This window comes from Geobacillus sp. LEMMY01, from assembly GCF_002042905.1.
Classification (GTDB): domain Bacteria; phylum Bacillota; class Bacilli; order Bacillales; family Anoxybacillaceae; genus Geobacillus; species Geobacillus proteiniphilus.
Genome location: NZ_MVKA01000053.1, coordinates 1 through 16,159, shown reverse-complemented (window position 1 = coordinate 16,159; position 16,159 = coordinate 1). Strand labels below are relative to the sequence as shown.

Here is a 16,159-nt window from a genome sequence, read left to right as displayed (position 1 = left end):
GCTCCACATCCTTGACACGTATGCACACGGTGGACGACACGATGATGTGGATGTTACACTTGACGGAGCGTCGTTCCTTGATGTCCTTCTTGTCCGCCTGGCTTGTTGCCAGATGGTTGACGGGAAGAACGTGTGTTGGCAAAACGGTCAGAAGATGGGGGCAAATGGCTATTGGAGCTGTTTTTTTTCGTGCGTGCTTCCAGCTCTTGAACACGGTACTTCAGTTGTTCATTTTCTTTGCGTAGTTGTTTGTTTTCGTGACGCAAATGTTCATTTTCTTGAACGAGTTGATGAATGAGCTGTTTTTGTTGTTGGACTTTGCCGATTAAGCCCTCAACTGTAAATACAGCTTGTTGTACCGTCAACATGTGATTCACCTCCTTGTCTATCAATATTCACATCATGGACAGGAAAAGCAAAAAATATTCAGCTCACTTTATGATGTGGCTGAATAGTTACAATCGTTCCGCCATGGGCATCAACAATCCATTTGGCGATCGAAAGACCAATCCCATATCCTTGTTGTCTTTGCGAACGCGATGGATCAACGCGATAAAATCTTTCAAATATATATTTTTGATGTTCTATAGGGATTCCAATTCCTGTATCCTTAATTTCAATCATCACATTTTTTCGATTACGTTCAACTTTTATACTGACCTGTCCATTTTCATTATTATATTTTACAGAATTATCCAATAAAATAAACATTAATTGGATGATTCTCTCTTTATCCCCATATACCATTATGTCTTCTTGCATATGGACAGTGAATCGAATCTGCTTTTGCTCCGCCAAAGGGCGGCATTTCCTGATCAGCTCATTGACGACAGGAAACAACGGAAACCATTCTTTTGTCAACGTAATCGCATTGGAGTCAGAGCGAGCCAACCATAATAAATCATTCGTGAGCTTGGTCATTCTCTTTAATTCATCCTTCATATCATCCAATACTTGCAAGGAAAACTCCCCTAATTTTCCTTTTTCTTCTGATTCAATCACCTCAATTGAGGATTGAAGAATGCTTAAAGGAGTTCTCAGTTCATGAGAAGCGTCAGCAACAAACTCTTTTTGCCGTTTGAAAGCATTCGCAATCGGCACCATTGCTCTGCCAGACATATAGTACCCGAGGACAACAGACAACCCTATAAATACAATGGACATCACACACAATACACCTGTCAACACTTTGACAATGTAGACTTGCTCCGTTATGTTTATTCCCGTATAAATCGTTCCGATATATATTTTTTTTATCAACACCTGTTTTCCTGAAAGAAGGAACCATATTTTCTCATTGCCTATTGTTACTGTTTCGTAACGGACGTCTTTATTGCCTGGACGCCATCCATGAATCCGATGTAAAATATTCTCTCGAATCTCGGGAAAAGATTCTTCTCCTTTAATGACTTCTCCATCACGCGTAATGACGTAATAAAAAAATGGCATGCTGGAATGATGGGCAGAAATGCTCTCATCCGTATCATCATCGTCTGCATTCTTATAATACCAATTGAGAAGCTCAAATTTATGCTCCATATATTTCTCTTCCGCCAAATCGATTGCTTGCTGCCGTTGTTTCGTCATAATCAACGAAGACACGATCATATAACTGGCCGAGGTAAATAAAACAAAAAAAACAACAATGAGACTTGCAAAAAGAAGGGTGAGCCGGAAGCGCGTTTGTTTGAACATTTTGTCATTCATCGTTCAGCCTATACCCTACCCCTCGGATATTTTGAATCAAAGTGCCGTCGTCCCCCAGTTTTTTCCTCAAAATCCGAATAAAAGAATCAATATTGTTGCTGGAAATATCGGCATCAAGCCCCCAAACCCGCTCAATGATTGCCTCTCTCGTCAATATTTGATTCGGATGGCGCATAAACAGATCCATCAATTGAAATTCGCGATTTGTCAATTGAATTTTTTTGTCTCCTTTTTTTATGGAATATTCATTTAGACTCAACGAGAGGCTTCCTACTGAAAGCTCTTCTCCCCGAAACGGCTGAGTCATTCTCCTAGATAAAGCGCGAATCCGGGCGAAAAGCTCAGAAAACTCAAACGGCTTTACGACATAATCATCCGCCCCGCAGTCAAGCCCAGTCACTCGATCTTCAACTGCATCCTTTGCCGTTAACATCAAAATCGCTCCCTGAAACCCTTCTTTTCGCAACGCTCGACAAACTTCCGTTCCTTCTTTATGCGGCATCATCCAATCAAGAATCAACAGATCATAATCCGACTGTTTGGCAAAATAATAAGCATCCTCTCCATCTTGCACCCAATCCACAATGTATTTTTCTTTTTTTAACATATAAACAATCAGTTTTCCGAGCCGTGTATCATCTTCTGCTAATAGAATGTACATATTCTCTCACCCTCGGCTGCGATTGCTTTTTGGCGTTGCTTTATAAAAAAACCGGTAGACGATGAGAACGAAAAAACAAACGACAGCGCTAATATAAACGTATTGCGCCCAGGTTTCTTTGCTATCTGTCCCGATGAAAATTCCATGGATGCTGACGAGAATGAAGCTTGGAAAAATGAGATAATGAACCGTTTTCCATATGTTCCGCCCAATCTTTTTCATAAAATCGCTCGTTATAAATATAAAGAACATGGAATAGAAAGCAACAATCCCTAACCCGGTAAAAAACGGTTGATATCTGGAGAGAAACGGGATGAAAATTTCTTGTATAGAAAATGGCTGATAATCATCAAAATAAAGCAAAAAACCGTGAAAAAAAGCAAGCAGAAAAGCAAACCATCCCATCATTTGATGCGCTTGAAAAAGCACATGGCGCACATTTTTACTGATCATGCTCGCATTTTGAATAACCCCCAAACAGACAGATAGAAAAAGAAGAAAATAGGAACTAAATCCAGCCGCCCGAATCCATTCCCAAGTTGAAAACTGGATCATCTTTAAACCACCAACCTTTCAACGTACCGCGAAACAGAAGGGGTGATCAGCAGCTGCCCACTTTCGTTGACGATGATGCATGCTGCTTTAGGAAAATGTCTGTTTAACCACCGAATTCCCTCCTTTGCAGACATCATGCACAGTATTTTGGCAATCACATCTGCTTCTGAGGCACAACTAGCGAACACAGTCGTTTGCACGACATCGCTTTCCGGATTTTTCCCCGTCTGACCGTGAATAATATGATGAAATCTTCTCCCTCTTACGCTCCAACTCCGATAAAGAACATTAGAAGTCGCCACTGCTCCCGCGCCAATAATGAAATTCGCAATATCTTCGTCTTCTGCAAAAGGATTCATGATGCCTATTTTCCGGGGAGCTCCCCCCCAAATCACCATATCCCCTCCAGCATCGATCATTCCTTGTTCTATACCTATCCCTTTTAATAAACGATGGGCCTGATCAACGCTCCATCCCTTTCCAATCCCACCAAGGTCAATTTCTTCATCAGTATGTTTCATGACTGCTTTTTGGTTTGGAAAAAACGATATACTTTTTCTTGAAGGTACAGAGCATCCACCTTTTTTGTTTTCTTTATATTCGAGAAAAAGCGGCTGTTGTTTTTGAAAAGGACGTTCATATCCCATATTTTTTAAGATAGATAGACTCCCATGACAAAAAAATTTCGTCACCATCGGAAGGATGAAAACCACCTTCTGTCGAATGGTCTCCTTGCAGCTGGGGTCATGAGGTCGCAAGATCTATGGTACGGAAAAGTCCGAAGGATAGACGGACCCCAGCAGCCTGGTGCACCACGGAATGTCGCTCCCTTYTGGGAAGCACGCAGGATAGAATGCTKGAACAAAGGCTGCTGCACCAGCTGTTTTGGAGAATGAAGCAGGGAGGGAGACCGATGCGCGTCTTGTATGAACGCTGTTGYGGATTGGACGTGCATAAGAAATCGATCACGGCTTGYGTCCTAACCCCTGAAGGCAAAGAGATYCGCACGTTTGGCACGATGACCGACGATCTCGAGGAGTTGGTGGAGTGGCTGAAACAAAAACAGGTGACGCACGTGGCCATGGAGTCGACGGGCGTATATTGGAAGCCAGTGTATCATCTCCTCGAAGGAGAGTCGATCGAAGTGCTGGTCGTCAATGCCCAACATATCAAAGCGGTTCCCGGACGAAAAACGGATGTGAAAGATGCGGAATGGATCGCGGACTTGCTTCGCCACGGACTGCTCCGAGGGAGCTGCATTCCTGATCGAGCTCAGCGGGAGCTTCGGGAACTAGTTCGGTATCGGCGCAGTTTGATCGAGGAACGGGCTCGGGAGCTCAACCGCATCCAAAAAGTGCTGGAAGGAGCCAACATCAAACTGGCTTCGGTTGTATCGGACATCAACGGGGTGTCGGCTCAGCRGATYCTTCGAGCCCTGATCGAAGGAACGGACGATCCGGCGGTATTGGCGCAACTCGCCAAAGGGCGGCTGAARCAAAAAATCGGAGAGCTCCGGCGCGCCTTGAAAGGAATCATGGGGCCGCATCAACGCATGATGCTTTCGGAACAATGYCGGCATATTGAATATTTAGACGAAGCGATTGCCCGGTTGAGTCGAGAGATCGAGGAGAGAACGCGCCCTTTTCATGAAGCGCTGGAGCTCATGGAGACCATTCCGGGAGTRGGGCGGCAAAGCGCAGAACAAATTATAGCGGAAATCGGGACGGATATGAGCCGGTTCCCTACGGCCGCACACTTGGCCTCATGGGCGGGAATGGCCCCCGGGAATCATGAGAGTGCGGGGAAACGGTTGTCAGGCCGAACGAGGAAAGGGAACAAGAAACTGAGGGCGTGTCTGGTGGAATGCGCCCGTGCCGCCGCCCGAACGAAGAACACGTACCTATCGGCCAAGTATCATCGGATCGCCAAACGAAGAGGAGCGAATCGAGCGAGTGTCGCGGTCGGGAGAACCATCTTGGAAATCATCTATTCGGTCTTAACGCGAAAGGAACCGTATCGAGAGTTGGGAGCCGAYTACTGGGATCAGCAACGGGAGGCCGCCATCGTGCGCCAAACGGTGAAACGGCTAGAGGGGTTAGGGTACGAAGTGAAACTGGAGAAGACCAGTGCGTAGCATGAAGAAACCATATATATACTGAAATACCTTCCTTTGGAATCTAATTCCAAAGGCTAGGTGGGGATCGTTTTTTGTTAATTGGTGTTTTCAGGATAGGATAGATCCGACAAACGGATTGAAATAAAAGTCTGTTTTTGCCGCATATTGAAATGCTGCTTGCAATACATCATACAGGATGGGATGGATAGGAACAATCATCCATGACGGAGATTGATTTAATCTTGCCAATTCACTGTCCCTTTGAAAACGGGAACAAATCGATTCAAAAGTTGCAAACCAAGTTCGCATCATTGTTTTCCAGTCAATAGATATCTTATCCGTAATCACTTCTACTTTAATCGTTGTTCCCATTCCGTTGAATTCCAGTGATTGTTTCGTGCCCATAACTATGATCTCCTTGTTCGATTTTCCGACGGCGGCAACCCAGAAGATTGGCCCTTTGGCGTCAATGTAATCACTTCATTCGAGTATTGAACATCCCAATTTCCTTCATTCCAATCCAAAGACATTAATTCTTGTTCGCGTTGTCTCATCGTTTCATTGTTTTTCTCAGCAGTGGCAGTAGGGGAACTGTTAGTTTTCTGCTGATCCATTTCCGAGCTGTCTACTAGCTGAAGAAATGCAGTGAATAAAGTAACACCTCCCAAACCGGCAACCCATTTTACCCATTTGTTCGTTTTCATCCAAACGCCTCCTTGTTAATCAATTTGGATTTGCTCTCCAGTCCATGCTACTTGAAACCCTAGACCGTTAGCCAACACACTAATGGGAATATAGAGTTTTCCCTGCTCCATAAAGATAGGAAGCGGCATAGGTGTCTTTTTCATGTTTTCGTAAACCACCCTTGTGCCATTTCTGACAATTAAATAATGGTCACCCAACTGAATTTCACCTATTTGCGAATAAGGATAAATTGTCACAGAAGCACCTAAATATCTAGCTGTATCCTCAAGGGGTACAAATATTTGCCCTTGCTTAGGAATAACCATTATATAGAGTGGAGCTTTAGACATCAGACGAATCGGTACAATTTGTTTGGAAGAAATGGGAGTTTCCTCATACTCATTTGGAATATCTGCTGAACGCGACCATTTATACCAATATTCTCTTCTTACAATAGTCTGTTCCTCTCGATTAACCCCTTCACTTCGATACCCATGATTGTACTCGTCCCTATCTTCATCATAGTCTTCATAATCCTCTTCGTCTTCATACCTATCCGCATGACCTTTTTTTAGCTCATATTCATATTTTTCATTATCATGAGCATAGATAGAAGAAGTGCTGTATAACGCAAAAAGAAAGAGACATACAAATACACTGAGCGTTATTTTCCTCATAAAGAATTACTCCTTTCCTCCTTGTTTTTAACCTTATTGTAAACAGCGATTCTGCAAAAAAAATGAAAATGGGGATTTTGCAAGAGATAAGAGCGGACGAAAGTATGTATGCTTATAAAGAACGACGAGAGACGGCAAAAAAGAATGGCCATCACTCGTCGTATTTTGGTTCAAAAATGATCTCAAAAGAATAAACAAAAAATCTTTTCCGCCCACTCTGCTCGAGTGCGAAATGTGAGGTTTAACGCCATTCCCTAAATCATTAACAATAGCACTCAACTGTACAACATTCTGCCGCTTCTTTTTCTGACGCTTTTTCTTCGATTTCGATACGGCAGCACTCTTTTTCGTTGTCGGAACAGACAAAAACCCACTTGATCACTTTCATCATTTATCACGTCCTTTCGTTTTTCAGCTTTCCTTGCCTAAACGCCATCCAATCCTAAGCAACGCTTAATAAAACGGCCGACTATACAGTTGACACTTTTGCTCGAGCATCTTCTCCTTAATTCTCTCCCTATGAGACGTTTATGCGCCCGTCCCTCGCGGCGGCCCGTTTACGCTCAATGGCGATTGTCACAAAAAACAACCTAAAAGATAAAGCAGTAGAACAAAATCAATTATTTGCAAAATACAAGTATATATCAAACAAATCAAACAAACCCGTACATGCCCTTGCCTAAAGCAACAGTTTGCAACAAACTCCTGATTTTTCCATACAATCGTTTAGCAGCTGGATGAAAGCGAATGCCGGCCTCCGCGCCGCTATACTTCCATCTCTCCATGACGAATGTGCGGCATTTCGATTTGAATCGTCGCATGGCGAATGTGAAAGCGCGTTTCGACCAAATCAATCGCCCGCTGCAAAACCGCCTGTCCATCGCATCCTTCCTCAATGAGCAAATGGCAGCTTAACGAATCAAGCCCCGAGGTGATCGTCCAAATATGCAAATCGTGGACATCGATCACCCCATCAGTGATCTATTGATTTGTATCAAATTATTCTTATGTTTATTAATCATTGATTTTAAGCCAATTTCGAAGCTTATCCAATCTATAAAATCTAACAAAAATCATTGATTTCTATTAAAAATGTGGTCAAAATGTGGTCACGTGGTCAAGAAGGCCGGAGTCTTACTCCGCCTTCTTTTTTTTCAGAAGTCCTGCTTACACAACACCTCATGCTACACGCAATATTCGTTCTTGGAGTATTTCTCTGGCTTTCCAAAAAAATTACTTCAAGGTAATCGGACAGATACTTATGTCGAAAAATTAATCTGAATTTATATAACCAAGAAATATTTTTTGATATTTTTGAATATTACACTTATTTTATTTGCTAATCACACTCTTTCTTCTTATTACTGTAGATGAGCAAATTCACTAACATAAATTGACAACCAAACAAAAAAGGAGACATGAACCCGACTCCTTGGTTAAAATAGATGTGCTAACCAACCATTCACAAGGAGGTTCATGTCTCATGAATAGATTAGCACATCATCAAGGAATCCACAAGTTTTTCTTCGCATTGGGGTTGGCATTGCATTTCTCGAAGCCGGTTCTGAAGCATCTCGTTCATATCATCGATGCCTTGACCACCAAGGGATTCTCGGGAACGCTGACGGATCTCCATCACTGGAGTTTTCATCCCAATCATCGAACAACGYTCAGCCATTTTTTCACGAAAAGCCCTTGGGATGAAGAGACGTTGCTTCGCAAACTCCAGCAATGGATCCTTCATCGCATCAAGCGAATCGCCAAACGGGAGAATCAACCCCTTTTTGTTTCGATTGATGATACCATTTGCCAAAAAACGAAGCCTTCGTCACGGGCWRCRCACGCCATTCAAGGGTGTGGTTGGCATTTCTCTCACAAAGATCATCAATCGGTCTGGGGGCATTCGCTCGTTTGGCTGATGGTGCACACCTTCACGCAGGCGTTTCCGTTCGCGTTTCGTCTGTATGATAAGGCGGCGGGAAGGAGCAAAATCGACCTGGCGATCGAGATGCTTTCCTCACTCAAGGTGGAACCGGATCGGCCGGTGTATGTGCTCATGGATTCGTGGTACCCGTCCAAAAAGCTCATCGAAGCCTGCTTGAGCAAGGGATTTCATGTCATCGCGATGCTCAAGACGAACCGGATTCTTTATCCGAAAGGCATTGCGATCCAAGCGAAGCAGTTCGCCCGCTATATCGAGCCCCAAGACACCCGCCTCGTCACGGTGGGGAAGGAGCGTTACCGCGTGTATCGCTATGAGGGGGCGATCCATGGCCTCGATGACGCGGTGGTGCTGCTGGCTTGGAAGGCGGATCAGCCGATGACACCGGAACATCTCCATTGCGTCTTGAGCACCGACCGGGAGCTAGGCGATGAAGACATCTTGCGTTACTATGCCCAGCGTTGGACAATCGAATGCTTTTTCCGACAGGCGAAAGATCAACTGAAGCTGGATGGATACCGCGTCCGCCACATTCGGGCGGTGAAACGGTATTGGGCGGTGGTGCTCTTGGCCTGCGTGTACAGCATAGCGGAATCCCAGCAAGACCTCTCCACCGGATTGGAGCTTCTTCGATCGCGGAAAGGCCACAGCGTCGTCGAGTTCATTTATAACGCCGCGAAGCAAGAGATTCCCATTGATGTGATCAAAAAACAGCTCCATGTCGCCTAAGGGGTTCCCTGTTTGTCTCTCTAACCATGGAAATTATTGTAATGAAAAATGCTCATCTACAGTATAAATATAATTGGGATAAATTTTAATTATTACAATAATTATTTTATAAGGTAAATAAAGTAATGTAAAGTGCTTTTTTAATATTTTGTATTATTTTATCATATATCGTTGGATGCAACGTATCTTTTGAAGTGTGTAATTCATTTTTGTATATTGAGTGAACGCAGGAATATCAACGGATTCGGCGAATTACCCAATTACACAAAAATATAAGATATGGGTAATTAAAAAGAACTAGCTTAGACATAATGGAATTCATAGTAAGGAGAAGAAATTTTATTATGGAAAGGAATCTACTGGATTATGGCTTAAGTAATGATCATGCTTATCTGTTTGTGAAGTTCTCAAAGAAAAAATATTTAGAAATGCTTCAGTCAGGTACACTACATATGAAAAATTTTAAGGCGTATATTGATTGGGAGAAGTAACACGGGAAGAAAGGTATTGGAGATGTCCTTGAAGCTACTCATGTTATGAATATAAATATCAAAATGCTTCATCCTGAAACTGAAGAAGTATTGATTGAAGGAATTTCCGCAAGGCTCACTCTCACATTCGACGAGTTAATTTACAAACCGGTGTTTTGTTTAACGGGAATTAACGCATCAGCTTTAAAACAGGAATTTGGGAACTATGCATTAGTGATTTCTCCTAAGCAATTCATCGATACAGTAACAAAAAAATTAAATGAACTCGGATATTTATATCTCACATTTCGCACCCTAACAGGGTAGAAAGAAAGGATTTTTTATTTAGTTTTTCAGAATAACGTTTTGACCAACACGACGAGCGATGGCAATCCTTTTTTTACCATCGCTAGTCGTTCTTGATCCCGTTAGACGTAAATGCTCTCGTCCATCCCTAATCCTTGCAGAATCCTTCGCTGTTCGTACGTGAGCGGTCGACCTAACGCGCGTTGAATTCGTCCATCCGGCAGTTCCAACAGGACGACTCTGACATACCAAAACAATTGAAAAATCGCTTGTCCGGTCGGTCGGGTCAGTTTCCGACCTCCCGCGCCCTTTAATGGGTGTTCCGGGGTGATGAACTGACGCACCCGGCGCTGGAAGACGCGGTAAATCGCCAAGGCCAACAGAAACAAATAGCCCAATACCGCGACCCGTTCCGGTTTTTTTACGTAAATCTCATCCGTAAAGAATGGGTCTTTCAAGAAAGAGAAGTTCATCTCCACGGAGATTTGGCCTTTATACAACTTCAAGATCTCTTTCGCCTCCATCGGTTGACCGTTCCATTCCTCCGGAACGGTCGTGACAAGGACAAATCGGGACGCTTTCCGTCTCGCCCGTTCCCACGCCTCGTGATCGAATTCAATGTCAAGGCGCAGGAGATACAGCGTCTCCATCTCGGGTTCCGCCCCTTTTTTCGGCCGTCCGCGCCGTTTTTTCGGACGCATGATCTCTTCGACCGCGGCCTCCACCCGATGAAACCGAGGGCGAAGGGACGCCTTGAGGGATGTCAAGGCTTGTTCGGCGTCTTCCCGGCAGGAGAAGGGATGGCGCTCCCAACGGTCTTGTTCCTCGCGAAGAAGCTCCGCTTCGTTGACCCGCTCTTTTTCGAGCGTTTTTCCTTTGCGCTGGTCGAGCGCGCTCGATTCGACGACGATCAGCCGAACCGGGTGGCCTTCATAGGTCGAGGCCGTTTCCCATACCCGATGCGTGGCGCCGTTTCGCTCTGCCAAGGCAAAGGGTTCGCTCCACGGGATGTGAGGCGAATCGGCCTCCGCTAATGCCCGTTTCACGATCCGAAGCGACGAAGGGCCTCTGGTGAATCAAGAAGGCATTGGCGGCTTTCGTCTGCGCCAAGGTGTCTTTCGTCATGGCGGCGGAATCGGCCACGTACATCCATTCGTCGTCGAGGTGGGCTTGCTTCAGCTGTTCATGGACACGGGACAGCACCTCGGGATTCCACGTTTTATCAGACAGGTTGCCGTCGTGCACATCGCCGTAAAACGGGATGCCGTCCTCGTTGCCGACCAGTCCGAAACCGATCTGTTTTTGCCAACGATGATGCCGGTTGTAGCCATGCGTGATCTGCAAGGCCTCTAACGAGGCCGATTCATACGCTCCGTAAACCGTTTTGTCCGTCGTATCGGCGTGAAAGGCTCGGAGGGAAAGGCCTTCTTTGCGATAAATGTGAATCAAGCAAGCGCCGATGACATGATGAATGCCGGCCTCATACAGACGATCGAGGTGGCGGGCCAACGCATCGTCATTCAACTGGGAAGGATGGAGCCCGGAACGGATGAGTTTCTCGATGTCGATCGTGTGACCCCATTGTTCCAAGTGAACGAGGGCTTGCCGGCCGTCAAATAGATTGTAGAGAATGGCCTGAACCGCATCGCTGACTCGCGTTTGGCACTGTGGATCGACGGGCACAAGATGGTCAATCAAGTGGGGGAGGCCCAGTTTTTTGACCAGAACACTTATGATATTCAAATAAGAATTGCGATAGACCCCTTTGATTTTCACATCCATGAGAGAAAAACTCCTTCACTTTTCTTGTGTGTCAAGGATTCATTCGATATCAGAACGAAAAAATCCTCCCGATTTTCGTCGGGAGGGTGCGAAATGTGAGCAATAAGCCAATGTAATATAGAATTTACAGTGGGAGCATGAAGTGAGGTTTGCGGTGATGTATTTGTACGACGACAAAGAAAAAGCAAAAATGGCTTATGAACGGCATAGGTGCAGAAATTGCATATGGGCAAAGTGGCAGGTGCCGTATCTTGTTTGTTGCCCGTTTATGCGATGCATACAAATGTCGGAAATTGGCGAAAAATAAGGCAGGGAAATCCATCCTTTGTTGAAATGAACCGGCGAAATGCGAAGGGCGATAAAACGTCAAAAACATGTCAGTTTTGGCACGTTTTTTTGTGATAAAATGATATTGAACAAATGAATACCCTCTACTATGTATGCGAGTGAGTGGAGCAGACTAACCGAGAAGAGCCCAACAAACCCCTTCCCCATAAAGAGGCTGTCGCCGATTGAGCGGCGGCTTCTTTATTTTAGTGATGAGTACGAATGTCGGAATTTGACGAAGAAGCGATGTAGGAAAATTCCTCCTTTTGTCGTATTGGGTAGGCGGAAGGAGGGCGTTATATGGATGATAATTTTAAAAAAATATCACAATCACAACAGAACATTAAAAAAGTGTTTGAGGATTTAAATTTGAGCGACCGGTTAAAATTTACTTACCCAGAATCATTAACAAATTATCAAATCAGCGATCAATTTAATGCAACGGTAAATCGTATGAGGGAGATACAACAACGGCTTGCAGAACAAAAGGAGCGTGAAAAACAAGAAGAACTCGAGTACAGAAAAGCCGTATTAAGTGCTTTACAAGGAATAGAAAAAAACACGGCTTTTCTTTCAGAAGTTACGCTTTTATTACAAAAGAATATTGAAAATCAAGATGAACTATTTCAATTACTTGTAGAAATAATGGAAATAATGAAATCAAAAACGAATGAAGAAGCAGAAAGTAAATATAGAAAAATCATGAGGAAAATTGGTGAATTTACAGCAGATATCGGAACTATTCAAACTTTATATCTCACATTTCGCACCCTGAATAAAAATTCGAAATAAGCCCGATTTGACCGAATAAAAATTAATTATTTTACAATTTTTGTATAAAAAATTATTTTTATGCGAATATTTGGGTTATTTTTTGTATATTATGCAAAGGTTGCGAAATATGAGTTATATGGAATTGGGCAAGCTGTGTTTAATGCGTTTCAGTCTTTGCATAATTAGTACCCTTCAGGGTGCTTTTTTATTTGGAGTTTATTTCACGCTGACACATATTAAAAAATAAAGTTGAAGGCGGTGAGTGAGTATGACAAGGAACAAAAGGGGACGGCCAATAAAACTTACTCCCGAATTGCAGGAGGAACTCGTCAAAGTGATTCGGGCAGGTAATTACATTGAAACGGCTTGCGCTTATGTCGGCATCAACAAAACAACATTTTATGATTGGCTGAAACGCGGTGCGAGGGAGAAGGAGCGTCTCGCGAAGAACCCGAACGCCCGACCGAAGAAAAGTGAAGCGCCGTTTGTTGAGTTATCCAACGCAATAGAAAAGGCGTTGGCGCAAGCGGAGATACGGGATGTGGCGATTATCGGCAAGGCAGCGGAGGAAAATTGGCAGGCGGCGGCATGGCGGCTGGAGAGAAAGTTCCCCGAACGGTGGGGGCGCAAAGAGCGATTAACAGCAGACTTGAACCATTCGGGGCAGGTGGCAACTCATGGGCAATACGAAGTCAGAGTGGAACACAACATCGCCAGCGAGCTTCTCGAAGACGAAGAAGCAAGGGAGCTTATCAAGCGACTTATCCGAAAGCGCAATGCTATTAAGCGAGATTCTGAATAATTTAGATACGCTCGAAAAAGAGTTGGCCAAAGAAGATTACTCGGTCTATTTGGAATACACCCATTTTGGGCGCTATCGTCCGTCTCGACATTCGGATTTAATTTGTGATTATCTCATGAGAGTGGAACGCGGTGAAATCGACCGTCTCATGATATTCATGCCGCCGCGTCATTCCAAGTCCATGACCGTTACAGAGACGTTCCCATCATGGTTTATCGGCCGGAACCCGGACCGGCGAGTGATCGAAGTCTCCTACGGTGATTCATTGGCAAGGCGGTTCGGGAAAGCGAACCGGCAAAAGATCGAATGGTTCGGCGAGGAACTGTTCGGCATCCGTCTTTCAAGAGACGTCAATTCGGTGACGAGTTGGGATATAGATGAATACCGCGGCGGGATGATTTCGGTCGGGATCGGCGGCGGGATCACCGGCCAAGGGGCGGACTTGCTCATCATTGACGACCCAATCAAAAACCGCAAAGAGGCGGATTCGCTCACGTATCGAAACATGCTGTGGAATGAGTGGCAAAACACGCTATCTACCCGTTTGCAACCCGGCGGACGGGTGATTGTGATTTTGACGCGGTGGCATGAAGACGACCTTGCCGGACGGCTGCTCGAACACGAGCCAGAGCGCTGGACGGTGCTTTCACTTCCTGCGATTTGCGATTCCGAAAACGATTTGTTGGGGCGGAAAATCGGCGAGCCGCTGTGGCCGGAGTACGGATTTGACGAGAAATGGGCAGAGGAAACGAAGAAATCAGTCGGATCGCGAACATGGAATGCGCTCTATCAACAGCGCCCAACGCCGCCAAGCGGCGCAATCATTCACCGCTCGTGGTTCAAATATTACAAGCAAGCTCCTTCTCAAATGGACGAATACATTCAATCGTGGGACTTTGCATTCAAGGATACGAACGACGGTTCGTTTGTTGTCGGACAGGTGTGGGGAAGAAAAGGAGCGGACAAATACCTGCTTGACCAAGTTCGTGCGAAGCTGTCTTTCACCGAGTCGATCCGCGCGATTGTCTCACTGACGTCCAAGTGGCCGCAGGCGCATGCGAAACTCATCGAAGACCGCGCGAACGGGACGGCGATCATCAACGCGTTGCGGCATCAGATCAGCGGCATGTTGCCGGTTGTGCCGAACGGAACGAAAGTCGAGAGGCTGAATGCGGTGTCGCCGCAGTTTGAAGCGGGAAACGTCTACATTCCGCATCCGAGCATCGCGCCGTGGGTGCATGATTACGTCGAGGAATTGGTGGCGTTCCCGAACGCACCGACCGACGACCAAGTGGACGCCACGTCACAAGCGTTGCGATACCTCGACCGAGCTGGAACGAAAGGAACAATCAAAGTCGACATCTTCTAACAGAAGGGAGGGAAGTGGCATGGAGAAACAAGCAGTGGCCAAGGCATATGTGTTAAGCGACGGCGAAATCATCGAGGAAAGCACGCTTGAACGCTACGCCATCAAGCAAGGGGAATCGAGAGCCCTTCCAAGCGACCGTTTTGGCAGCGCGTATGGGGAATTGGGGCTTGTCGAACCCCTATACAATCTTGAAGCGCTGGCGCAACTGCTTGAGCTCAACCCGTACCATTATCGGGCGGTCAAAACAAAAGCGAGAGATACGGCCGGATTGGGATGGTATCTTGAGGCGAAAACGAACAACCCAAGCGAACAGCAACGCGAGATCGCGATGCAGTTTTTAGAGAACCCGAACCCATACAAGACGCTGACCGACATCAACAATAATGTGATGGTGGACTACGATTCCATTGGCAACGGCTATTACGAAGTCATTCGAGACGAAGATGGAATGCTGATCGGTCTTGAGCATATTCCAGCGCATACGGTTCGCGTCCATCAGGATATGAACCGATATTGCCAAATCCGCGGTGTGAAGAAAGTATGGTTCAAACGGTTCGGTTTTGAAAACGACGTAGACTACATGACGGGTGAAATTGCCCCTGCCGGTTCGATTCCGGCCGAGCGGCGAGCGACGGAAATTATCCATGTCCACAATTACACGAGCCGGAGTGATTACTACGGTCTGCCGGACATCCTGCCTGCGTTAAGCGCGATTATTTCCGACCGCGAGCGGGCGGAGTACAACATCAGTTTCTTTGAAAATCATGCCGTTCCGGCGTATGTCGTGACGGTGACAGGCGCGGAACTCGACGAGCAAACGAAGCAGTTGATCCGCCGTTACTTTCAGCAGGACATTAAGACTCACATTTCGCACCCTAACAGGGTTGAAAGAAAGGATTTTTTATTTCGTTTTTCAGAATAACTTTCTGACCAACACAACGAGCGATGGCAATCCTTTTTTTACCATCGCTGGTCGTTCCGTATCACGTTACACGTAGATGCTCTCATCCATGCCCAATCCCTGCAGAATCCTTCGCTGATCAGGGGTGAGGGAGCGATCCAGTGAGCGTTGGATGCGCCCATCCGGCAGCTTGAACAGGACGACGTTCACATATTGAAACAGCTGAAAAATCGCCTGTCCCGTCGGCCGGGTCAGCTTGCGGCCTCCAGGACCCTTCTACGGGTCTTCTGGAGTAATAAACTCACGCACTCGGCGCTGAAAAACGCGGTAACTAGCGCAGGCCAACAGAAACAAATA

Annotated in this window: 14 protein-coding genes and 4 pseudogenes; 6 read left to right on the top strand and 12 right to left on the bottom strand. The window is 45.6% G+C overall.

Annotated features, from left to right (window positions below):
- Window positions 1-56: 56 nt before the first annotated feature.
- The 5 genes and pseudogenes from B1A75_RS18285 to B1A75_RS18265 all read right to left on the bottom strand — a co-directional run.
- Window positions 57-368 (bottom strand): annotated as a pseudogene (locus B1A75_RS18285) (DUF6444 domain-containing protein); the annotation flags it as partial.
- A gap of 58 nt (window positions 369-426) precedes the next feature.
- Window positions 427-1,707: a sensor histidine kinase gene (locus B1A75_RS18280; protein ID WP_079936669.1), complete on the bottom strand. Its 1,281-nt coding sequence runs from the start codon at window positions 1,705-1,707 to the stop codon at window positions 427-429.
- The gene (locus B1A75_RS18275) at window positions 1,700-2,368 is read right to left on the bottom strand and encodes a response regulator transcription factor (protein ID WP_066233436.1); all 669 of its coding nucleotides are present in this window, start codon (window positions 2,366-2,368) and stop codon (window positions 1,700-1,702) included. The genes B1A75_RS18280 and B1A75_RS18275 overlap by 8 nt, the downstream gene beginning before the upstream one ends.
- Before the next feature lie 6 nt (window positions 2,369-2,374).
- Window positions 2,375-2,923 (bottom strand): ferric reductase-like transmembrane domain-containing protein, encoded by a 549-nt coding sequence (locus tag B1A75_RS18270; RefSeq protein WP_074044701.1) that lies wholly within the window; start codon window positions 2,921-2,923, stop codon window positions 2,375-2,377.
- 2 nt (window positions 2,924-2,925) lie between these two features.
- Window positions 2,926-3,618 (bottom strand): FAD:protein FMN transferase, encoded by a 693-nt coding sequence (locus tag B1A75_RS18265; protein WP_079936668.1) that lies wholly within the window; start codon window positions 3,616-3,618, stop codon window positions 2,926-2,928.
- Between the two features lie 218 nt (window positions 3,619-3,836).
- Here B1A75_RS18265 and B1A75_RS18260 point away from each other — a divergent pair, with 218 nt between their 5' ends.
- Window positions 3,837-5,057 (top strand): IS110 family RNA-guided transposase, encoded by a 1,221-nt coding sequence (locus B1A75_RS18260; RefSeq protein ID WP_079936667.1) that lies wholly within the window; start codon window positions 3,837-3,839, stop codon window positions 5,055-5,057.
- Between the two features lie 90 nt (window positions 5,058-5,147).
- On the opposite strand, the gene B1A75_RS18255 is transcribed toward B1A75_RS18260, so the two are convergent.
- The 5 genes and pseudogenes from B1A75_RS18255 to B1A75_RS18240 all read right to left on the bottom strand — a co-directional run.
- Window positions 5,148-5,444 (bottom strand): FAD:protein FMN transferase, encoded by a 297-nt coding sequence (locus B1A75_RS18255; RefSeq protein ID WP_079936666.1) that lies wholly within the window; start codon window positions 5,442-5,444, stop codon window positions 5,148-5,150.
- A 2-nt stretch (window positions 5,445-5,446) separates the two neighbouring features.
- Entirely contained in the window at window positions 5,447-5,743 is a 297-nt protein-coding gene (locus B1A75_RS18250; protein WP_074044703.1) for a hypothetical protein, read from the bottom strand.
- Window positions 5,744-5,758: 15 nt separating this feature from the next.
- The gene (locus tag B1A75_RS18245; RefSeq protein WP_074044704.1) at window positions 5,759-6,400 is read right to left on the bottom strand and encodes a copper amine oxidase N-terminal domain-containing protein; all 642 of its coding nucleotides are present in this window, start codon (window positions 6,398-6,400) and stop codon (window positions 5,759-5,761) included.
- Window positions 6,401-6,662: 262 nt separating this feature from the next.
- The gene (locus tag B1A75_RS20580; RefSeq protein WP_303048397.1) at window positions 6,663-6,791 is read right to left on the bottom strand and encodes a hypothetical protein; all 129 of its coding nucleotides are present in this window, start codon (window positions 6,789-6,791) and stop codon (window positions 6,663-6,665) included.
- Window positions 6,792-7,165: 374 nt separating this feature from the next.
- Window positions 7,166-7,375 (bottom strand): annotated as a pseudogene (locus B1A75_RS18240) (cation transporter dimerization domain-containing protein); the annotation flags it as partial.
- Window positions 7,376-7,883: 508 nt separating this feature from the next.
- Between B1A75_RS18240 and B1A75_RS18235 the strand changes: the two are divergent.
- On the top strand, window positions 7,884-9,071 hold the full coding sequence (locus tag B1A75_RS18235; protein ID WP_139761765.1) for an IS701 family transposase: 1,188 nt from the start codon (window positions 7,884-7,886) through the stop codon (window positions 9,069-9,071).
- Between the two features lie 898 nt (window positions 9,072-9,969).
- Here B1A75_RS18235 and B1A75_RS18225 read toward each other — a convergent pair.
- Window positions 9,970-11,629, bottom strand: a pseudogene (locus B1A75_RS18225) (IS1634 family transposase).
- Window positions 11,630-12,256: 627 nt separating this feature from the next.
- On the opposite strand from B1A75_RS18225, the gene B1A75_RS19605 reads away from it, so the two are divergent.
- From B1A75_RS19605 to B1A75_RS18200, 4 genes are all read left to right on the top strand, one after another.
- Entirely contained in the window at window positions 12,257-12,748 is a 492-nt protein-coding gene (locus B1A75_RS19605) for a hypothetical protein (protein WP_176202446.1), read from the top strand.
- A 250-nt stretch (window positions 12,749-12,998) separates the two neighbouring features.
- Window positions 12,999-13,532 (top strand): hypothetical protein, encoded by a 534-nt coding sequence (locus B1A75_RS18210; protein ID WP_079936663.1) that lies wholly within the window; start codon window positions 12,999-13,001, stop codon window positions 13,530-13,532.
- Window positions 13,507-14,901 carry a phage terminase large subunit gene (terL, locus tag B1A75_RS18205; protein ID WP_079936662.1) on the top strand — a complete coding sequence of 465 codons (1,395 nt, stop codon included), beginning with the start codon at window positions 13,507-13,509 and terminating at the stop codon, window positions 14,899-14,901. Before B1A75_RS18210 ends, terL begins: the two co-directional genes overlap by 26 nt.
- Before the next feature lie 19 nt (window positions 14,902-14,920).
- The gene (locus tag B1A75_RS18200) at window positions 14,921-15,823 is read left to right on the top strand and encodes a phage portal protein (RefSeq protein WP_254866658.1); all 903 of its coding nucleotides are present in this window, start codon (window positions 14,921-14,923) and stop codon (window positions 15,821-15,823) included.
- 66 nt (window positions 15,824-15,889) lie between these two features.
- On the opposite strand, the pseudogene B1A75_RS19595 reads toward B1A75_RS18200, so the two are convergent.
- Window positions 15,890-16,159: pseudogene (locus B1A75_RS19595) on the bottom strand (IS1634 family transposase); the annotation flags it as partial.